Source organism: Enterococcus sp. 5H, from assembly GCF_028128615.1.
Classification (GTDB): Bacteria; Bacillota; Bacilli; order Lactobacillales; family Enterococcaceae; genus Enterococcus_L.
The window spans coordinates 322,223-342,741 of the sequence record NZ_AMDP01000002.1 but is presented as its reverse complement, the minus strand read 5'-3'; the positions used below and the strand labels follow the sequence as shown (position 1 = coordinate 342,741).

The following is a 20,519-nucleotide window of genomic DNA, read 5'->3' as shown; positions in this document are numbered from 1 at the left end:
TAATTCAATTCTAAACTAATTAAATTAACTATAAAGTTAAACAAAAACAAAAATTGTTTAACTTGAAATTAAAATACCATTTAAAGAAAGCGTTGTCAATAAAGATATAAAAGAAAAATATACGTTTCACTTTACGGTTAAACACCTGATATGGTAAACTATAAAATAAGAATACAACTTTAACTAAATAGTTAAAGTTGTATATGAGGAGGATAACATGGAATTAGATATTAGTAAAAATTCGCTGAAGGTTTATGACGCTTTGGCCAGCGAAACCAGATTAGCTATTATCCAATTAATCGGGAAGAAAAAGATGAATATGAGCCAACTAGCAGAAAAAATGAATTTGAGTAACGCAATCATTACCCGTCATATTCAAAAATTGGAGCAAGCAGGCATTGTTAAATCAGAAAAACTTCCTGGAAAATCCGGTGTACAAAAATTAGTCTATCTTGGTATTGATGATATCCATATTCGTTTTCCTGAACAAATTTATCATGCTTATAAGCTGCATACAACAGACTTAAAAATCGGTCATTTTACTGATTTTGAAATTAAACCAACTTGTGGTTTAGCTACTGCTACCTCAATAGTTGGTAAAGCGGATGAACCTAAATATTTTATGGATAGCAATCGTGTTGATGCATCGCTACTTTGGTTTTCAGAAGGCTTTGTTGAGTATAAGATTCCTAACCTACTTCAAGAGCGTCAAATACCAGAACTATTGGAGATTAGTTTCGAGGTTTCTTCTGAATTTCCATTATCAAATAACGTTTGGCCAAGTGACATTTCAATTTATGTAAACGATCAAAAAGTAGCTGTCTACACCGTTCCGGGAAATTACTCTGATACTAGAGGTCACTATACTCCTGATTGGTGGGACGATCACTTTAGTCAATATGGACTTTTAAAACATTTGCGTATCAATACTCTTGACACAGGAATTGATGGCGAAAAATATTCAGATATTACGATTAAAGACTTAGATTTAGAAAATAACCCTTTTATCAAACTACGTTTTGAAATTGAAACAGATGCGAAAAATAAAGGTGGAATTACTCTTTTTGGAGAAAATTTTGGCAACCATAAACAAAATATTATCTTGAATTTATATTACTCAGATGAACTGAAAATCCAAGCGAATTAAAAAACAATTCTAACTATATAACAGTAAAATAAAATAACAAAAAAGCGAGCAGCACATTTCTTTGCTACTCGCTTTTTTTATTGACTAAATATTAGAAAAACTAATTTTATTTACCGTCTGTTGACAGTACACCAAAACGATTCAATGGCCATAAAACAAACTTAACATCACCTAAAATCTTATCTTCACTAATAAAGCCAATCATTCTTCCATCTTTAGAATTTCTACGGTTATCTCCCATTACAAAGTAATGACCTTCCGGCACTTTATTTTCTCCAGTCACTTCTTCCAAAGTGAAATCGTACGTTAATGGATCACCATCTGTTAATTCACCTTTAAATTCATCAAGATATGGTTCTTTCACTTCTTTGCCATCAATGTATAAAACATCATCTTTCATTTCAACTGTTTCACCTGGCAAGCCAATCACACGTTTAATATAATTTTTCTTCGGCTCATCTGGCGCTGGAAACGTTACAATATCAAATCGTTTAATTTTTGTGTTTTTTAATGCAATCACTCGTTCACCATCAGCTAAAGTAGGGTCCATCGAATGACCTTTAACCATAACTGGTGTAAATACAAATTGTCTTAGTAAAAATAACACGACTACTAAGCCGACAAAAAATAATGTTGTATGCAAAAACTCTTTAGATTTCAAACTCATTCCTCCAAAAAACTTACTTTCTATAGTTTACCATAAACAAAGGAATTCCTACAGAATTCTTTACTTTTTATATAAATTTTAATCTGATTTTTAACAACTAATCAGTTTTTTCAACTTCGTTATCAACCAGAGTATCACTCTTCTTTTAACCTAAATTCAAAGTAAGTTCGACCTCTACGAAAACCGCAAATCACTTTGTAACAATTATCATACTAATACATTTTATCACAGCTGTACTAATTAGCAATTATTTTCTATAAGCTATTTCTGATTCATAGTATATATTTATCATACTTAAGCAGAAAATGTATCGCAAAAATAGTGTTTTACTACAAAAGTGAAAGAAAAATAGATGACGCAAGACAAAACATTTGATAAACTGTAAAAGACTAAAGGTCCATTAAAGGAGGTTATTTCCTATGTTCATCTCGTTTGGTATGTTTGTTACATTAATTATTGTAACCATTATTATGATTATTTTAATCATCTATCTAACACTTACAAGCGGCAAAAATGATAAATCCTATCATCAAAATAATTATGACCCTGAAAAAGAAGCGAAAGCTCGTTTAGCACAAAATAATCATGTGGCATCTCACTCTATTCCTTTCGAATCAAGCGAGTCCGCTCATGAAAATAACAACCGAGAAAATGTTCGTTTTTCCCAAGATCCAAATTCTGAAAACGCTACGCAAGATGATCTATCTTTACATGTACTACCCTATCCTAAAGATGATGATATTAACTAATTACTAACTAAAACACCGACTAGAGAAATGTCAGTTTCTCCTGTCGGTATTTTAATTAATAGATAGGATAATTTTCATCTTTTTTAGCTCCTTCTGTAACGATTTCAATAAGGAAATCATGTGGTATACAGATGGCTATTTGCCCTGGTTTATTTATCCAGCTTGTCCTAACAGCTATTTGATCCGGGCTGTTGTCCTCTTTATTTCTGACCCTACCTCTTTCTACTTCAATTACATTATATTTTCCATCTTCCAACTGATATGTTTTTTCAAAATGGTCAATCTCATCTATTCGATACCGCTCAACTTCTTCTCCATTAATTTTAACTATTGCAATTTTGTCTCCCTCATTACTTGTCGTCATTGCAAATGCTATTAACGGAAAAAAAGAAAATACTACACAACAGATCACAATAATATAGTCATACAATTTAAATTGCTCTAATAATTTTTTCAAAATAATTCACCATCCAAAACTAATTATAACAAAAAATAAACTTGATTCATATGTAATCAGTGAACGTGTAAAAGAGATTTTATGAGGAAAGTGCTAATTCACTTTTTAGTATTAGTCCTTTCAGGAAGCGAAAATGCAATACAATTAGACAATAGTGGGATATAGATAAATCTAGTCTGGTTGCTATTAAGTCTCCTATATATTTTATCATCCTTTAAAAAACAAGCAAAATGCCACCAAAAGGAATTTCACTTTCCTTCTAGTGGCATATTTTTAAATTCTAAAACTACTAATAAACGCTGTTTTACAGACGTTCGTTCAACTCTTTCGCTAAATCTTCAAACCCTGGTTTACCAAGTAATGCGAACATATTTTTCTTGTAAGCTTCTACACCTTCTTGGTCAAATGGATTTACACCATTTAAATAGCCAGAGATTCCAACAGCGATTTCAAAGAAGTACATTACGAAACCTAATGAATAAGCATCCATTGCCGGAATTTTAACGATCATATTCGGTACTCCACCATCTGTATGAGCAAGTAACGTACCTTCAAATGCTTTAGTATTTACAAAATCAATTTCTTTCCCTTGTAAGTAACCCAAGCCATCTAAATCTTCAGTCAGTTCTGGAATTGAAACTGTATGACGAGGTGTTTCAACTTTAACAACTGTTTCAAATAAATTACGCATACCATCTTGAACATATTGCCCCATAGAATGTAGATCCGTAGAAAAATCAGCTGCTGCCGGGAAAATACCTTTTTGATCTTTCCCTTCTGACTCGCCAAATAACTGTTTCCACCATTCAGAGAAATAGTGCATTCCTGGTTCATAATTAATCAACATCTCTGTTGTTTTACCTTTGCGGTACAAAATATTTCTTAAAGCTGCATATTGGTATGCTTGATTTTTCGATAAATCTGAAGTTTCAGCATATTCTTTACGAGCGTCATTTGCCCCTGTCATCAATGCATCTATATCAGCACCACTTACAGCAATCGGTAATAAACCAACTGGTGTTAAGACAGTGAAACGTCCGCCAACATCATCAGGAATAACAAATGTTTCCCAACCTTCAGCATCAGCTTCAACTTTAACAGCACCTTTAGCACGGTCAGTTGTAGCATAAATACGTTTGTTTGCTTCTTCTTTGCCATATTTTTTAACTAATAGCTCTTTGAAAACTCTAAAAGCAATAGCAGGTTCTGTTGTTGTACCAGATTTAGATATAACATTAACAGAGAAGTCACGATCACCAATAACATTAATTAAATCAGCTAAATATGTTGAACTAATACTGTTTCCAGCAAAGAAAATTTGCGGTGCTTTTCTTTCTTCAGTAGGTAATAAATTATTAAATGAATGGTGTAAGAATTCAATCGCTGCTCTAGCTCCTAAATAAGAACCGCCGATCCCAATAACAACTAAAACTTCAGAATCAGACTGAATTTTTTCAGCCGCTTTTTTGATACGGGCAAATTCATCTTTATCATATTCTTCAGGTAAATTAATCCAGCCAGTAAAATCACTGCCTGCCCCTGTTCCTTCTCGTAAAGCTTTGTCTACCGCAGTCACTTGTGTCTGCATGTATTCCAATTCATGATCAGCAACGAATGGTGCTAATTTGGAATAATCAAATTGAATGTGTGACATTCCTTCTCCTCCTTGAAATTAAACTTAATACACTCTCTACTTTACGTTTTTTTCAGACTTTTTTCAAGCAAATTGTGAATATATGTACCAATTTTAGTTTTTTTCACTAAAATCATTTTTATTAATCAGAATCTAGCTGATATGGACTATACCAAAAACCGTTCATTATTAAAAGAGCCTCGCTAATTTATCTAATAAATAAAAAAATACTGCTAAGAATGTCAGAAAACAATTTAGCAGTATTATAAAGTTTTTATACTAATCCTTGACTAATCATCGCAGTAGCTACTTTTTCAAAACCAGCAACATTTGCACCCAAAACAAAATTATTCGTTGCGTCATAGCGGTTTGCCGTGTCACGACAAGTTTCATAAATATTTTTCATAATATCATCTAACATACCATCTACTTTTTCAAAAGACCATGATAATCGTTCGGCATTTTGGCTCATTTCTAGAGCAGATACAGCCACTCCACCTGCATTGGCTGCTTTACCCGGACAGTAATAAACACCAGCATCATCTAATACATGTACAGCCTCAAGCGTACATGGCATATTTGCACCTTCAGCAACAATTTTACCACCGTTTTCTACGAGAAGTTTTGCCTGATCTTCATTAATTTCATTTTGAGTCGCGCAAGGCAATGCTATATCATATGCCACTTTGAAATCCCAAACTGATTGACCATCATAATAAGTAGCACCTGTACGAATCTCTACATATTTTGAAATACGCTCACGGTTCTTTTCTTTTAACTCCTTGACTAATTCAACATCAATACCATCGGGATCATAGACAAAGCCGGTAGAATCTGAACAAGTAAGCACTGTTGCTCCTAACTCCTGGGCTTTTTCAATTGCATAAATTGATACATTTCCGCTTCCGGAAACGACTACTTTTTTACCTGCAAAAGAATCGTTAGAATCATTGAGTAGATGTTTAACAAAATAAACACAACCGTAGCCAGTTGCTTCCGTTCTTGCCTGACTTCCCCAGTAGCCTAATGGTTTTCCTGTTAAAACACCTGCATCATAATTTCTCAAACGCTTGTACATTCCATATAAGTAGCCAATTTCTCGGCCGCCAACACCAATATCACCCGCAGGTACATCCGTACTAGGTCCAATATGTTTATGCAGTTCTGTCATAAAACTTTGACAAAATCGCATGACTTCAGCATCTGATTTTCCTTTAGGGTCGAAATCACTACCACCTTTACCACCACCGATAGGTAAACCAGTTAAGCTGTTTTTAAAAATTTGTTCAAATGCTAAAAATTTCATAACACTTAAATTCACGCTAGGATGAAAACGCAAACCGCCCTTATAAGGACCAATCGCAGAATTATATTGTACTCGATAACCACGATTAACACGCCAGTTACCTTCATCATCTTGCCACGGAACTCTGAACTGCAGAATTCTTTCAGGTTCAATTAGGATCCCTAAAATATTGGCTTCAATGAAAGCAGGGTTTTCTTTCAAAAACACTTCTACTGATGGCAAAAATTCATCTACAGCTTGCAAGTATTCCACTTGACCTCGATCATTTTCGTGAATCTTCTTTTGCATCTCTTCCACGTACTGTTTTGCTTCCATCTAATCATCCTCTCATAGTTGTAACCCTATTTTAACCTAAATTCAGAAAATTTCCACAACTTTTTACCGAAAATTGCAAAAAAAGTAGAAAAAAATTTGAAAATTGTGTTAAACTACCATTGAATTGGAGGAATTAACGTGAAATTATTCGATGTAATTATCGTGGGTGCCGGTACTAGCGGTATGATGGCTGCGATCGCAGCGGCAGAATCCGGCAGCAAAACGTTACTAATAGAAAAAAATAAACGTGTGGGAAAAAAATTGTTGTTAACTGGCGGCGGACGTTGTAATGTCACTAATAACCGATCAGCTGATGAAATTATCGCTCATATTCCAGGTAATGGTAAATTTTTATACAGTGCTTTTTCGCAATTTAATAACTATGATATTATGGAGTTTTTCGAGTCAAACGGCACACATTTAAAAGAAGAAGATCATGGTCGAATGTTCCCTGTAACCGATCGCTCTAAAACAATTGTTGAAACACTTTTTGAGCAATTGCAAAAGTTAAATGTAACAATATATACTGAAGCAAAAGTTGAGAAACTACTGCACAAAGATCAGCAAATCATTGGAGTCGCTTTAGAAAAAGAAAAAATTTATGCACCTTGTGTTATTTTAACAACTGGGGGTCGAACGTATCCTTCAACAGGAGCCACTGGCGATGGCTATAAACTGGCTAAAAGAGTTGGTCACACGATTAGTCACTTATATGCAACAGAATCACCAATCATCTCAAATGATGACTTTATTCAAAAAAAAGTGCTTCAAGGTCTGTCTTTACGCGATGTTTCATTATCTGTTTTAAACAATAAAGGAAAAGTCATTATTGAGCATCAAATGGATCTCCTCTTCACTCATTTTGGCGTCTCAGGTCCTGCAGCTTTAAGATGTTCAAGTTTTGTAAATCAAGAACTTGAAAGAAACGGTCACAAGCCTGTTGAATTAGTTTTAGATGCTATGCCACAAAAATCTACAACGGAACTAAAAAATGATTTACAAAGTAAGTTGCTTGAACAACCCGACAAATCAGTAAAAAATGCCTTAAAAAACTTTTTACCTGAACGCTTGCTTGATTATATGCTAGATAAAACTGATTTAAATGACAGCTCTGCTAAACAAGTCACTGAGAAAAAACTTGATGAATTAACGAAACAAATAAAAGACTTTAAATTTACTGCTGAAAAAACGTTCCCGATTGAAAAATCTTTTGTCACTGGTGGTGGTATTTCCTTAAAAGGAATTCAACCTAAAACAATGGAAAGCAAGTTAGTTAATGGTTTATTTTTTGCTGGAGAATTATTAGATATAAATGGTTATACTGGTGGATATAATGTGACGGCAGCTTTTGTTACAGGTCACGTTGCTGGCACACATGCTGCAGAAGTAGCTGAGTACACTTATTTACCACCACTTGATGAAGCTTAATCTTATTACCTCTACGACTTCAGAACGATAAAAAAGTGAAAATAAATCAGTCTTACGTGCGATCCTTTTTCACTTTATTTGTGTGAAAATAGTTGTAGGAGGTAATACTATGAAAATTATTTTAAAACGTCAAACTACGTGGGGCTGTGTCCGTCACTTTAAAGTTTATAAAAATGGTTCTTACCAAGGAAAATTATTTAACAATATTTCAAATGAGTTGGAAGTCGCTAAAGGTGATATTTTAGAATTCAGAGAAGGTTTTTTCCGTTTCTCACAAAAAATAGAAGTCACAGACGATACAAAAGAAGTCACAATTACAACAACTAAACATATTCAGCAATTATTCTCTTTATTTATCTTGCTATTTTTAGCACTTTCTTTACTAATCTTTTCAATAAAATCATTAGCAATATTTTTAATTGCTGAAGTCAGTATCTTTTTATTTTTAAACTTTTTGTTCCGCTACCGTTCTTATCAATTCAGTGTTGAGACTAGACGTCCTTTTCGTTCTCTACTTCAAAGTGTAGCACCAATCAGGAGCATTTAAACTACCTATCAAAAAAACTTGCTAGACAATTACGTCTTAGCAAGTTTTTTTACTTAATTACTTTTCATTAGTTCCGTTACATAAGCAACTGTATCTGGTTGTTCATTTTCGATTTTAACAATCGCTTCTGAGAAGTTTGGTAAATGATCTTTGTGAGCAATTAATAACTCATCCAACAATGTTTTCGCCATAGCACCACCTGGAACTAGAGGATTGATTGTGAAAGCATGTAGCGCTGCACCATAATCACCATCAATCGCCGCACGAATAACTGTTTCTTCCATCCCTTTCATCACTTGAATAATACCACGGGCAGCTGGTGGGAATGATCCCCAATTGTATGGTTCGTGACCATGAGCCGTCACAGGTCCCGAAACTTCAACTACACAATCATATGGCAAATCAGTAATTGTCCCATTATTTTCAGTTGAAACAACCATATCTGTACGTTTATCATTATGAATCGATGCAATTAATTCACAAGCTGCATCACTATAATGAGTACCACCACGTTGTTCTAATTCTTTTGGTTTATAATCTAAATTTGGATCTTTGTATAATTCAAATAAACGAGCTTCTGTTTCCTTCACTACTTGTGCTCTGGTTTCGCCTCTTTCAAACTCTTCAATTGAATGTTTTAACATCTCATCTTCAATATAGTAATAACGGTGATAACCACAAGGTAACAGACCTAAATCTTTGATTTGCTCATAATGGAATGGTGCATTGTGAATATTTTTTAAATGACTTTCAGAATCTTCTTGCGGTCCGTAAATTAAATCAATCAATTCTTGTGTACGTTCATTGCCTTCTTTATCCCAAACACGATGCCAATGGAAATGGTTAATCCCAGCAAATTTAAAGAATAAATCATCTTCTGGAATCCCTAATTTTTCTGCTGCTTGCTTTCTGTGACCAATCGGTACATTACATAAACCTGCAGTTTTTTTCCATCCACCATGTTTAATGGCAGCTTCTGTAACCATTCCAGCTGGATTCGTAAAGTTTACTAACCACGCATCTGGACAAAGCTCTTTCATATCTTCAATGATGCCTAAAATCACTGGTATTGTACGAAATGCTTTAAACATTCCACCTGCACCATTGGTCTCTTGACCTAATACACCATGAGATAGAGGAATTCGCTCATCTTTAATACGAGCATCTAACAAACCAACTCGAAACTGTGTTGAAACAAAATCCGCATCTTTCAAGGCTGCACGGCGATCTAAAGTTAAATGAACTTCCCAATCTAAACCAGCTGCTTTCACCATTCGTTTGGCCATTGCTCCGACAGTTTCTAGTTTTTCTTTTCCTGCTTCAATATCAACCAACCAGATTTCTTTAATTGGTAATTCGTCTTTTCTTTTAATATACCCTTCAATTAGCTCTGGTGTATAACTTGATCCTCCACCAATTGTCGCGATTTTCAATGCTTCTCTTGTCATGTGTTTCCCTCCTGATTTTTTGTTCAGAATACGTTCTGACATCGTTTACATTTTTATCATAATCTGTGGGAATGTTCCCATGTCAAGGTCTTTTTTAATTTATTTTATGTTATAATTAAAAGGAAAGTATTTATTTTGATTGCGAGGGATTTTATGACTACCATCATTGATGTTGCAAGAAAAGCTCAAGTATCAAAATCCACTGTCTCAAGAGTTATTTCAGGCAACGGTTATGTTAGCCAAGAAAGCCGAAAAAAAGTTCTTGAAGCTATGGAAGCGTTAGCATATTCTCCTAACCTGATTGCTAGAAACCTACAAAGTGGCGAAACAAAAACAATTGGTTTTTTAGCTCAAGGCTTTTTTGATCCTTTAGGTGTATTTCTGCAAAGTTTTATCTCAATTGCTAAAACCTATAACTATTATGTCACCCTCTATTTTACTGATGGTGATAAGAAAAAAGAAATTGAAGCGTTAAATCAAATGAAATATAAACAATTGGATGGTGTTCTTATTTTAACACGCGCGAATTCATGGGATGTGATCGAACCTTATAGTATCTATGGACCGATTTCAACTTGGCATCGAATTGATTCTGAACGTATTTATTCTTCCTATGTCGATCATTATTCAGGTTATTTAAGATCATTGGATTATCTTTTCCAGCGCGGCTATCGCTCTATCGGACATGTTTTAGGAAACGCAGAAAATCTAAATACTAAAGCTAGAATGAGAGCTATTACTGATTTCAATAATAAACATCAGCTACCTTTAGAGGAAAAATGGATTTTCCATGACAAAACTAGACTGGATAACGGACGTTCAATAGCGCAATTATGGCATGAACTACCGCAAAAAACGGATGCTATGGCTTTTTATACTGACTCAGTCGCTGCAGGTTTTATTTCTGAATTACAAACCTTAGGCTATTCGATTCCTGAAGATGTCGCTGTTATCGGCTTTGACAATAGCGAAATAAGTCGTTTAATGCATATTACCACTGTCGATTATTCCATTAAACATCAAGCTGAAAACTCATTTATTTATATCCATAACCAATTAAATCAAGAAAAAATTTCCGAACGGAAAATGAGTGTTGAATTGATTGAGAGAAAAACGGTACCTATAAATCAAAAGTGACATAGACGGTGTGAAGAGGTCAGCTTCTTCGACAATCTCCTAAACACGAGTTCGAAACCCCAACATACTTAAACCAGATTTTAAATGGGCAGTGAAAGAGACCGTTTTTTGTAGGACTCGAGGTCCAAGAGGCAACGTTGGATCTTCCTTTCACTTCCTACTATTTATCTGTTTTGCTTATTTTGCTAATTTTTTCGCTCATTTCTTAAAATAGAAATCGACTGTTTTAATGATTTCAAAACGCCACCTTCACTATAAACCAAGACGTTTGATTTATAAAGTTTAGCTGAAAACATGGTTAAAGCAATTCCGAAAACGACCAAAATAATCGTGGAAACTATTGCATTTCCCATAGTCGCAGTTTCATTAGCCAAGCGAATCGGCATAATAAATGATGAAATTAACGGAATATATGAAGTTACTTTAATAACAATATTTTGTGGATCAGATGTTCCTATTGTAATGCCAATAAAATAACCAATCATAGCAATGTAAATAATAGGTTGAACTGCTTTAGCCGTATCTTCTGGTTTAGACACTAGTGATCCGCACAATGCTGCTAAAACAGAATAAACTAAAACACCTAAAATAAAGAATAGAAGTGTAAATATTAGGAAATTGCCAAGAAGGTTCCCTGTTGATACACCTGACAAGAAATCTTTAACAATATCCATATTTTTAAGTTGAGAATAACCAATACCAATTGCAGCTGCATAAATTACCATCTGCGTTAACGCAACCATAATAACACCTGTTAGCTTACCATAAAAATGCGTTTGCGCCTTCGTACTGGATAAGATGACTTCCATGATTCTTGTTCCTTTTTCAGATGCAATTTCTTGAGCAATAATGGATGAGTACGTAATAATAATTACCCATAAAATAATCGTTACAACAAAGGATACGGCCATTTGGATCATAGTATTGTCTTGACCTGTTTTCATTTTACCATCAGCATCAAAGCTAACTTTGGTTTTTGAGAAGCTTGCCGGCTGACTTAGACTAGCAACTTGCTCTTGGGTTAAATTCAATTTACTGGCATTTATCGACGACTGCATATTATTTAAAAGCTGACCAACCGTCATTTCCGTAGTAGCGCCAAGAGATGATTCTGAAAATAACTCACCTTTAATTTCATCTCCTGCTGTATTTAATACTAGAAAAGCTTCAATATCCTCGGACTTCAATTGCTTCTCTGCTTCTGCTTTGGAAGAAACATATTTAAATGAATAATCTTCAGTTTTGGCTTCCGCGAGTTGCTTAGCTAAAGCTTCATTATCGGATACGATACCAATTTTACTATCTTCTGAAAATCCACTAGCTAAACTGCCTGCAACATAAATCACACCCATTACAATAAAGGGAACCAAAATCATAATCAAAAATGATAGTGATTTTACATTTTTCTTATATACATCACTTGCAATAATCCAAAATTTATTCATTTGGTTCACCTGCTTTCATTTTGAATATTTCTTCCAGAGTCGGTGGTTGTTGATTAAACATCGGAATATAGCCATACTGTGTCGCTCTAGTAAAGATTTCTTCTCCAGCTTTAGGATCATTCAATGTCACTTCGACCACGCCATCACCGCGTTTGACAGCAGATTGAACACCGTCAATTGCGAGAACATCTTCTGGTGTTAATGGAGACTCTAAGAATACTTTTGTACGGCCAAAGCTTTCACGAATTTCATGAACTTTGCCATTTAAAACCATTTTGCCACTTCGTAACATGACAAGGTGATCGCAAATTTTTTCAACATTATCCATATTATGGCTTGAGAAAATAACACAAGATCCTTGCTCTTTTAATGCAATAATGCCATCTTTAAGCAGTTCTGCATTCACCGGATCAAGTCCGCTAAATGGCTCATCAAGAATAACTAATTTCGGTTCATGAATCAACGTTGCAATTAATTGAACTTTTTGCTGATTCCCTTTAGAAAGAGACTTTACTTTATCCGTCTTTTTCCCTTTGACTTTAAATTTTTCCATCCATTCGTCAATTTTTGGTTCGATTTCTTTTTTTGTTTTGCCTCTTAATTCGGCAAAATAGATCAGTTGATCTTGAATGGATACTTTTGGATATAACCCACGTTCTTCGGGCAAATAACCAATATCATTATAGTCTTTCCCGCTTAACTGATGTCCATTCCACAAGACGGTTCCACTATCTTGGGTTAAAAAGTCTAAAATCAAACGAAAAGTTGTCGTTTTCCCAGCACCATTTTGACCGATCAGCCCAAGTATTTTTCCATCTGGGATTTCAAAAGACATATTGTCTACAGCTGTATAATCCCCAAATGTTTTAACCAAATTCTTTACTTCTAACATTTCCCATCCTCCTATATTTAAACTAGCCTAGCTCCAAAAATTTTAAATCCACAATAGTTTTTTTAAAGGTCTTAAAACCTTTCACCAAATTTTATCATTTATTTATAAAAAATAGAATAAATTACCTTGTTACAAGCAATAATTATTCTTCAAGCATCTTTTTAGTAATTTAAAAAAATAAATATTCATCGTTATTTTATTGATTAAAAAAATTTCAACCCTTTATTAACAATTACACAAATTACTACATAACATTATGGTATCGTTTGTTATTCCAACTGTCAAATCTTTTTTTAATCAATTACTCATTTTCTTACTTTAAATAAAATAACCCGCTAAATCGAGAATTCAACTTAGCGAGTTTAGATAATCCATTTTATTTTTCATCATTTGAGCTGGTTGCTTCTTGATGTAAGTGATCATAAACATTTTTTGCCACATTTTTGGGTAAACCAGAATCCTTTAGATCTTCTATTGAAGCTGCCGTAATATTTTTTAGCGATTTAAACTGCTTTAGCAATTCTTTTTTGCGCTTTGGTCCAAGTCCTTCAATATCATCCAAGCGAGATGAAAAACTGTTTTTGCTACGTAACTGACGATGAAAAGTGATTGCAAAACGATGGACTTCGTCTTGAATTCGTTGCAATAGAAAAAATTCTTGAGAATTTCTTTCAAGAGGAACGATAGCCAGATCAGAACCAAAAAGCAATTCACTAGTCTTATGCTTATCATTTTTAGCTAAGCCGGCAATTGGAATATCCAAGCCTAATTGGTTATCTAATACTTCTTTTGCAGCATCTACTTGCCCTTTCCCTCCATCAATAACAATTAAGTCTGGAAATGGTAATCCCTCTTTTAAAACGCGTGAATAGCGACGGTAAATAACTTCCCGCATAGAAGCGTAATCATCTGGACCTTTAACTGTTTTTATTTTATATTTGCGATACTCTTTTTTATCTGGTCGCCCATCAATAAATACAACCATCGCAGAAACCGGATCGGTTCCCATAATATTCGAGTTATCGAAGGCTTCAATTCTAATTGGCGTTGGGATATTCATCGCATTGCCCAGCTTTTCTACTGCGCCAATCGTTCGTTCTTGCTTCCGGACGATTAGATCAAATTTTTCTTGCAAAGCAACTGTCGCATTTTTCCCAGCTAGCCTGACCAGTTTCTTTTTTTCTCCCCGCACTGGTTGTAAAACTTTAGTGGAAAGCATTGCTTCCACGCTGGCTACATCTATATTATCTGGAATCAGAACTTCTTTGGGAACAAAATGTTCATTCTCCAAATAAAATTGACCAACAAAAGTTAAAAAGTCTTCTTCCTCTTCATTATAAAATGGAAAAATCGAAACATCACGTTCAATTAATTTTCCTTGACGAATAAAAAAGACTTGTACACACATCCAGCCTTTATCAACTGCATAGCCAAATACATCTCGATCAACCAAATCAGCGTTAGTCATTTTTTGCCGAGTCATCACTGTTTCAATTGCTTTTATTTGATCACGATATTCCGCAGCTTTTTCGAACTCCATATTTTCAGCAGCTACTTCCATTTTTTCCATCAATTCTTTTTCAATCACTGGATGTCCGCCATTCAAAAAACGTTTAATCTCATCAACCATTTCTTTGTACGTTGATTTTGGCACATCAAAAACGCAAGGTGCCAAACACTGACCCATATGATAATATAAACAAACCTCTTTTGGTAATACACGACATTTTCTTAAAGGAAATAATCGATCCAGTAAGCGTTTAGTTTCATTAGCAGCACCAACATCTGGATATGGCCCAAAATATAAGGCTTTATCTTTTACGACTTTACGTGTAATCAGCAAACGAGGGAAATCTTCATTTGTGATTTTAATAAAAGGATAGCTCTTATCATCTTTCAACATGATATTATATTTAGGGTCATTTTTGTGAATTAGGTTAATCTCTAAAAGTAATGCCTCGATATTAGACTCAGTAACAATATATTCAAAATCTTCTATCTCACTGACTAAACGCTCTGTTTTAGTATCATGGCTGCCAGTAAAGTAAGATCTTACACGGTTTTTAAGGACTTTGGCTTTTCCGACATAGATAATCGTGCCATTTTTATCCTTCATTAAGTAACATCCTGGTTGGTCAGGAAGTAATGCTAGCTTATTTTTGATTCTTTCGTTCATAGTACTTCCTTTCAGTTCGTTGATACCATCTATTATATCATTTTCCAATCAAATCAGCATAAAAAATAGGATGAAGAAAGTCTCCATCCTAAGAAAATCGCTTATAAGTAGCTATCAATCAGCGCACGTAATTGTTCTTTAGAATGAACACCTACTGCTTTTTCTACAACTTCTCCATCTTTTTTCAATAACAATGTAGGAATACTCATGATTCCAAATGAAGCGGGTGTTTCAGGATTTTCATCAACATCCATTTTAGCAATTTTCAATTCAGATTCATCATATTCTTCACTTAATTGTTCTAAAATCGGTGCTTGCATGCGACAAGGACCACACCAAGTTGCCCAAAAATCGATTAAAACAAGACCGCTATCAGTTTCAGCTGAAAAATCTTTATCAGTTATTACTTGTGTCATAATAACGCCTCCTAGTTCTTTTACATCTATTTATAGTATATCACTGGTTTTACTGTTCGACTAGTTTTCTGCTTACTAAAGGTAAGCTAATTCATTTGAACTTAACAATTGTCGCACCGTTGCCGCCTTGATTTCCAGGAGCAAATTCATAACTGCTAACACTGCGGTGATTTTTCAGATAATCTGTGATTCCTGTGCGTAATGCCCCAGTTCCTTTTCCATGAACAATCGTTACTTGAGGATACCCAGCTAAAATTGCAGCATCTAGATATTGATCGACTTCCGCAAGCGCTTCTTCATAACGTTTCCCACGTAAATCTAATTGATTGGCAACGTGACTAGATTCGCTGGAACGCACAGCGGTAACTCGTTGTTTTGGTTCTTTTTCCGGAGCAACTGGTACCATATCGCTTTCGTCAACAGACATTTTTAAAATGCCTAATTGAACTTGCCATTCATGATCTCCAGACTTACGAATTAGCGTCCCTCTTTGCCCATAAGTTTGGACTAAAACTTCATCGCCAACTTTAAATTGTTTTTGTTCTTTAGCTTTTTTCAAGACTTTATTTTTATCTAAATGAGCTTCTTCTTGATGCAGTTGAGAAAGTTTTGATTTCGCATCGATCAATTGATGCTCTTTAATTCCGCCTTGATTACCGCTTGTAAGCTGCATTTTACGAATATCAGAAATGATGTCACTAGCTTCTTCTTCCGCTTTAGCAACCAGCTCATTAGCTTTAATACGTGCTTTATTCATTTCTTTTTCTCTTTCATCAAAGAAATAACTATATGCTTCTTTTAATTCATTGTATAAACGCTCTGATTCATCGACATAGTGACGAACTTCTAAATATTCTGTTTCCGCCATTTTGCGACGATTTTCTAAATCTGCGATCATTTCATTTAAATCTTGACTTTCGCCGTCCATGATATGTTTCGCTTCATCAATAATAGTAGTATCTAACCCTAATCGTTTGGAGATTTCAAAGGCATTACTTCGTCCTGGTACCCCAATCAACAATCGATAAGTCGGACTTAATGTATCCACATCAAATTCCATACTTGCATTAATTGTTCCAGCACGATTATAGCCGTAAACTTTCAATTCAGGATAGTGAGTTGTCGCCATAACATAAGCGCCTTTACTACCTAATGCATCCAGAATTGAAATAGCTAAAGCTGCCCCTTCTTGGGGATCAGTCCCAGCACCTAGTTCATCAAATAAAACCAAACTTTGGTTATCAACTTTCTTTAAGACATCTACAATATTAGTCATATGTGAAGAAAATGTACTTAAACTCTGTTCAATTGACTGTTCATCCCCAATATCAGCAAAAACCTCATCAAAAATCCCCATACAACTTTCTTCACCAGCTGGAATCGGCAAGCCCGATTGCCCCATTAATTGTAGTAAACCTAAAGTTTTTAATGTAATCGTCTTTCCTCCTGTATTTGGTCCAGTGATAACAACTGCCTGATAATCTTTTCCAATTGTTATATCGTTAGGAACAGCTTTTTCTTGATCGATTAGCGGATGTCTGGCTTGTTTAAAATGAATCTGATTAGTATCGCTGATTTCAGGAACAACAGCTTTTAATTCTTTCCCAAAACGAGCCTTGGCATTCACAAAGTCTAACTTCCCAATCACATAAGCGTTGTGCAGAATCTCATTTCTATGAGGAACCAATTCAGCAGACAACTCCGCTAAAATCCGTTCAATTTCATTGCGCTCTGCTATTTGATGTTGCCTCAATCGATTATTCAGTTCCACAATTTGTTTCGGTTCAATAAATAAGGTTTGACCAGAAGCACTTTGATCATGGACGACACCACCAAATACACTCTTATATTCTTGTTTAACAGGAATTACATAGCGCTCATTCCTCATTGTTACAATCGCATCACTCAAGTATTTAGCGTTTTTCCCTCTAACAATACCATCTAGTTGTTCACGAATCGTTTGTTCACTTCTCCGAATATTATTACGAATAATTTTTAATTCTGGTGACGCTTCATCTGTCACTCTGCCATCTTCATCAATGGATTCTCTTAAACGACGACTTAATTCAGGTAAAACAATTAGCTGATCGACCCATGAATAAAGTCTTAATAAATCAATCTCACTGTCTTTAAGATCATTAAAAAATCGAATAACTTCAGATGTTGTTGAAAGAACCCGTCCAACTTGAGCTAATTCAATCCCGTTTAAATCAGCTCCAATTTCGATTCTTTTCATATGAGGACGAATATTTTCCAGTTTAGGAATCGGGATACCACCTCGTAGACGCTGAATTTTTAAGCCATCTTCCGTTTCTTCCAGCCATGACTGAATACTATTTTTATCATTAACTGGAACTAACATCTCAACTTCTTCTACTCCTTGAGCTGTAACAACGTATTGAGCAATTAATTGCTTCACTTTATCAAAACCAAGCGTCGTTAAAATTCTAGTGTTCATTTTTTCACCTTCTGTTCTTGTGATACTAGCGAATCATTTTCTCAACCCATAATTGATAAATTTGATTTGAAAAAACGGGTGTGTCTTTAACAATAAATTGAGCTAAACCGCTATTTTTAAATTGATTTTGAATGGCATCAATCGGCAACATTGACAGCATCATTAAAACTAAGAATATTCCAACATACATCACAATAAAACTAATCACTCCGCCAGCTAGTCCATTCGCTTGTTTTAGTACAGGAATAAATGTTAAATGATGTGCAAAAATGCCTAAAAATCTTACAACCAACCAACCCGCTGCTAAGATTAGTAAAAAAGCTACTGCACCGTAAAATGCCTGATCCAAGTCTAGTGTAAGATTTTGATCAAAGAAAACTAATTTAGTCTCTGCAGTTGGAGAGGGGTATGGTACATATAATTTTAAGTGAGAAGCAAGACTTTGATAATATGTTCTCGCAATAAAATATGTACAAAGATACCCGAATGTATATAAAACTTGCAGAACTAATCCTCTTCTAGCACCTGTATAAAATCCGATAGCTAATAATAGTAAAATGAGTAAAGTTAACATCCCGTCATCCTCTCATATTATTGATCTTGTGTACTTTTACTTTGAATTTGTTGTTTTCGATTTTCATTTAAAATCTGTTGAGCTTCCATATGATTATGAATCTCTACATCTTCCCGTCCATTTTTTTTAAGGACATCACGTGCTTCATCTTCAATTGCTTCAATTCGCTTAATTCGATTTTCTAATTCAGCTAAACGAATCGTTCTTTTTTTCAATTCAGCTACTTCTTGTTCCAAGTTAATGACTTTTTCTTGTTTTTTCAATTGATCCGAAATAGCATTAATTGCTAAAAGAACGGATGCTTGTTCATCATCTGTTTGTGGTGAAATATGTTTGAGCTCTGCTAACTGTTCATTGACAATTTTAGTGACTAAATCCATATGTTGTTTGCTTTCTTGTCCGATAATTGTATAGGAATGATCGGCAATTACAGCTTTATATCTTGTTTTTTCTTTAACCATGATGGTGTTCCCTCCTGTAGTATCTATCCATAACTGCTATTTTACCACGAAAAACACCTGCGTGTATTCTCTGATAAACCCTTTCTTATTATATGCTACTAAGCGAAAAAATTAAAGGTTTAGTGTTATTATTACGAGTTTCATTAGATTTTTTTCTTAAAAATACTTCTGACTAGGAAATTGTCTGGAATTTTCATACAATATACTAGGAAAAGTTTGCTACTTTTCGAGAAGGGAAGAAAATTATATGAAAGTATTCATTTATGGAATTGGAAACAAAGAACAGCCTGTTGCAGAAAAATGGGCCAAAGAACACGGCATTACGATCGAAACTACCGATCAAGAATTAAATGCGCAAACCGTTACTTTAGCTCAAGGAGCGGATGCCATTTCTTTTCAACAGATGGCAGCTGTCCATGATGAAGCAGTTTATCAACAAATGGCAGAAAACCAAATTCATTTGCTTTCAACCAGATCTGCTGGAATTGATGGATTAGCTAAAGAATATTTAAAAAAATATCAAATTAAAGCAGCAAATGTTCCTGTTTATAGTCCTAGAGCGATTGCAGAACACGCCTTAACACTGACTATGATGCTTTTACGCCAAATTCCTAAATTAGTCCAAAGAGAACAACAGCAAGATTTTCGTTTAGACGGATTAATCGGTCGTGAAATTCATGAGTTGACTGTGGGCATTATTGGAACTGGTCATATTGGTCTGGTAACAGCTGAATTATTTAAGGCTTTAGGAGCAACTGTGATTGCTTATGATAAATATCCAAAACAGGATTTAGATTCCATTTTAACTTATCGCTCTACTTTGGAAGATGTGGCAAAAGAAGCGGATATTCTATCACTTCATACACCGTACTTACCAGAAAATCATCATTTAATTGACCAACATATTTTATCCATGATGAAGTCAGATGCATTAATTATTAATACCGCTCGCGGACCTTTAGTTGATACGCAAGCATTGATTAACGCTCTAAAATCAGGGACAATTGCTGGAGCAGGTTTAGATACGTTAGAAGATGAAATGTTGTTTGTCAATAAAACAAAAGCGGAACAACTTCAAAAAAATCCATACATCGAAGAACTATTGCAACTCGACAATGTTATCGTTAGCCCACATATTGCTTTTTATACATTGCAAGCATCGAAAATCCTGATGGAAAGCTCATTAAAGAGCTTGTTGGAGCTTTATACGAACGGTGTCAGTGATTCTTTAATTGCAATCGATTAATAGAAAAAAACGGATGA

General features: G+C 34.6%; 18 protein-coding genes. 6 read left to right on the top strand and 12 right to left on the bottom strand.

Features of this window, described 5'->3' with window-relative positions:
- Positions 1 to 217 precede the first annotated feature (217 nt).
- Entirely contained in the window at positions 218 to 1,147 is a 930-nt protein-coding gene (locus C240_RS01795) for an ArsR/SmtB family transcription factor (protein WP_271490260.1), read from the top strand.
- A 106-nt stretch (positions 1,148 to 1,253) separates the two neighbouring features.
- Here the strand turns inward: C240_RS01795 and lepB are convergent, their stop codons facing one another.
- Entirely contained in the window at positions 1,254 to 1,814 is a 561-nt protein-coding gene (gene lepB, locus C240_RS01790) for a signal peptidase I (RefSeq protein ID WP_271490257.1), read from the bottom strand.
- 419 nt (positions 1,815 to 2,233) lie between these two features.
- On the opposite strand from lepB, the gene C240_RS01785 reads away from it, so the two are divergent.
- The gene (locus tag C240_RS01785) at positions 2,234 to 2,563 is read left to right on the top strand and encodes a hypothetical protein (RefSeq protein ID WP_271490254.1); all 330 of its coding nucleotides are present in this window, start codon (positions 2,234 to 2,236) and stop codon (positions 2,561 to 2,563) included.
- Between the two features lie 55 nt (positions 2,564 to 2,618).
- On the opposite strand, the gene C240_RS01780 is transcribed toward C240_RS01785, so the two are convergent.
- The 3 genes from C240_RS01780 to gdhA all read right to left on the bottom strand — a co-directional run bounded on the left by C240_RS01780 (position 2,619) and on the right by gdhA (position 6,274).
- Complete coding sequence (locus tag C240_RS01780; RefSeq protein WP_333908783.1) at positions 2,619 to 3,020, bottom strand: NusG domain II-containing protein; 402 nt, start codon at positions 3,018 to 3,020, stop codon at positions 2,619 to 2,621.
- 304 nt (positions 3,021 to 3,324) lie between these two features.
- Positions 3,325 to 4,674 (bottom strand): glucose-6-phosphate isomerase, encoded by a 1,350-nt coding sequence (locus C240_RS01775; RefSeq protein ID WP_271490251.1) that lies wholly within the window; start codon positions 4,672 to 4,674, stop codon positions 3,325 to 3,327.
- 253 nt (positions 4,675 to 4,927) lie between these two features.
- Positions 4,928 to 6,274: an NADP-specific glutamate dehydrogenase gene (gene gdhA, locus C240_RS01770; RefSeq protein ID WP_271490248.1), complete on the bottom strand. Its 1,347-nt coding sequence runs from the start codon at positions 6,272 to 6,274 to the stop codon at positions 4,928 to 4,930.
- Between the two features lie 138 nt (positions 6,275 to 6,412).
- Here gdhA and C240_RS01765 point away from each other — a divergent pair, with 138 nt between their 5' ends.
- Positions 6,413 to 7,702, top strand: a complete 1,290-nt coding sequence (locus C240_RS01765; RefSeq protein WP_271490245.1) for an NAD(P)/FAD-dependent oxidoreductase — start codon at positions 6,413 to 6,415, stop codon at positions 7,700 to 7,702.
- A gap of 109 nt (positions 7,703 to 7,811) precedes the next feature.
- A complete protein-coding gene (locus C240_RS01760) occupies positions 7,812 to 8,249 on the top strand; it encodes a hypothetical protein (RefSeq protein WP_271490242.1) in 438 nt (145 codons plus the stop codon).
- Between the two features lie 53 nt (positions 8,250 to 8,302).
- On the opposite strand, the gene C240_RS01755 is transcribed toward C240_RS01760, so the two are convergent.
- A complete protein-coding gene (locus C240_RS01755) occupies positions 8,303 to 9,697 on the bottom strand; it encodes a 6-phospho-beta-glucosidase (protein WP_271490239.1) in 1,395 nt (464 codons plus the stop codon).
- Between the two features lie 153 nt (positions 9,698 to 9,850).
- Here C240_RS01755 and C240_RS01750 point away from each other — a divergent pair, with 153 nt between their 5' ends.
- Positions 9,851 to 10,834: a LacI family DNA-binding transcriptional regulator gene (locus C240_RS01750; RefSeq protein WP_271490236.1), complete on the top strand. Its 984-nt coding sequence runs from the start codon at positions 9,851 to 9,853 to the stop codon at positions 10,832 to 10,834.
- A gap of 185 nt (positions 10,835 to 11,019) precedes the next feature.
- Here the strand turns inward: C240_RS01750 and C240_RS01745 are convergent, their stop codons facing one another.
- The 7 genes from C240_RS01745 to zapA all read right to left on the bottom strand — a co-directional run bounded on the left by C240_RS01745 (position 11,020) and on the right by zapA (position 19,256).
- Entirely contained in the window at positions 11,020 to 12,279 is a 1,260-nt protein-coding gene (locus tag C240_RS01745) for an ABC transporter permease (protein ID WP_271490234.1), read from the bottom strand.
- Positions 12,272 to 13,171, bottom strand: a complete 900-nt coding sequence (locus C240_RS01740) for an ABC transporter ATP-binding protein (RefSeq protein WP_271490229.1) — start codon at positions 13,169 to 13,171, stop codon at positions 12,272 to 12,274. The genes C240_RS01745 and C240_RS01740 overlap by 8 nt, the downstream gene beginning before the upstream one ends.
- A 376-nt stretch (positions 13,172 to 13,547) precedes the next feature.
- Positions 13,548 to 15,347, bottom strand: a complete 1,800-nt coding sequence (gene uvrC / locus C240_RS01735; RefSeq protein ID WP_271490227.1) for an excinuclease ABC subunit UvrC — start codon at positions 15,345 to 15,347, stop codon at positions 13,548 to 13,550.
- Between the two features lie 101 nt (positions 15,348 to 15,448).
- Positions 15,449 to 15,763 (bottom strand): thioredoxin, encoded by a 315-nt coding sequence (gene trxA / locus C240_RS01730; protein ID WP_271490224.1) that lies wholly within the window; start codon positions 15,761 to 15,763, stop codon positions 15,449 to 15,451.
- Between the two features lie 91 nt (positions 15,764 to 15,854).
- Complete coding sequence (locus C240_RS01725) at positions 15,855 to 18,221, bottom strand: endonuclease MutS2 (RefSeq protein WP_271490221.1); 2,367 nt, start codon at positions 18,219 to 18,221, stop codon at positions 15,855 to 15,857.
- Between the two features lie 25 nt (positions 18,222 to 18,246).
- Positions 18,247 to 18,795, bottom strand: a complete 549-nt coding sequence (locus tag C240_RS01720) for a CvpA family protein (RefSeq protein ID WP_271490218.1) — start codon at positions 18,793 to 18,795, stop codon at positions 18,247 to 18,249.
- Positions 18,796 to 18,812: 17 nt separating this feature from the next.
- Complete coding sequence (gene zapA / locus C240_RS01715) at positions 18,813 to 19,256, bottom strand: cell division protein ZapA (protein ID WP_271490214.1); 444 nt, start codon at positions 19,254 to 19,256, stop codon at positions 18,813 to 18,815.
- Between the two features lie 247 nt (positions 19,257 to 19,503).
- On the opposite strand from zapA, the gene C240_RS01710 reads away from it, so the two are divergent.
- Positions 19,504 to 20,502, top strand: coding sequence for a D-2-hydroxyacid dehydrogenase (locus C240_RS01710; protein ID WP_271490211.1), 999 nt, complete (start codon positions 19,504 to 19,506; stop codon positions 20,500 to 20,502).
- Positions 20,503 to 20,519 lie beyond the last annotated feature (17 nt).

Coding starts and splice junctions, on each gene's coding strand:
- C240_RS01740 (WP_271490229.1), bottom strand. CDS start 13,171: ATGTTAGAAGTAAAGAATTTGGTTAAAACATTTGGGGATTATACAGCT.
- C240_RS01760 (WP_271490242.1), top strand. CDS start 7,812: ATGAAAATTATTTTAAAACGTCAAACTACGTGGGGCTGTGTCCGTCAC.
- C240_RS01725 (WP_271490221.1), bottom strand. CDS start 18,221: ATGAACACTAGAATTTTAACGACGCTTGGTTTTGATAAAGTGAAGCAA.
- uvrC (WP_271490227.1), bottom strand. CDS start 15,347: ATGAACGAAAGAATCAAAAATAAGCTAGCATTACTTCCTGACCAACCA.
- trxA (WP_271490224.1), bottom strand. CDS start 15,763: ATGACACAAGTAATAACTGATAAAGATTTTTCAGCTGAAACTGATAGC.
- C240_RS01795 (WP_271490260.1), top strand. CDS start 218: ATGGAATTAGATATTAGTAAAAATTCGCTGAAGGTTTATGACGCTTTG.
- lepB (WP_271490257.1), bottom strand. CDS start 1,814: ATGAGTTTGAAATCTAAAGAGTTTTTGCATACAACATTATTTTTTGTC.
- C240_RS01710 (WP_271490211.1), top strand. CDS start 19,504: ATGAAAGTATTCATTTATGGAATTGGAAACAAAGAACAGCCTGTTGCA.
- zapA (WP_271490214.1), bottom strand. CDS start 19,256: ATGGTTAAAGAAAAAACAAGATATAAAGCTGTAATTGCCGATCATTCC.
- C240_RS01755 (WP_271490239.1), bottom strand. CDS start 9,697: ATGACAAGAGAAGCATTGAAAATCGCGACAATTGGTGGAGGATCAAGT.
- C240_RS01750 (WP_271490236.1), top strand. CDS start 9,851: ATGACTACCATCATTGATGTTGCAAGAAAAGCTCAAGTATCAAAATCC.
- C240_RS01745 (WP_271490234.1), bottom strand. CDS start 12,279: ATGAATAAATTTTGGATTATTGCAAGTGATGTATATAAGAAAAATGTA.
- C240_RS01785 (WP_271490254.1), top strand. CDS start 2,234: ATGTTCATCTCGTTTGGTATGTTTGTTACATTAATTATTGTAACCATT.
- C240_RS01775 (WP_271490251.1), bottom strand. CDS start 4,674: ATGTCACACATTCAATTTGATTATTCCAAATTAGCACCATTCGTTGCT.
- C240_RS01720 (WP_271490218.1), bottom strand. CDS start 18,795: ATGTTAACTTTACTCATTTTACTATTATTAGCTATCGGATTTTATACA.
- gdhA (WP_271490248.1), bottom strand. CDS start 6,274: ATGGAAGCAAAACAGTACGTGGAAGAGATGCAAAAGAAGATTCACGAA.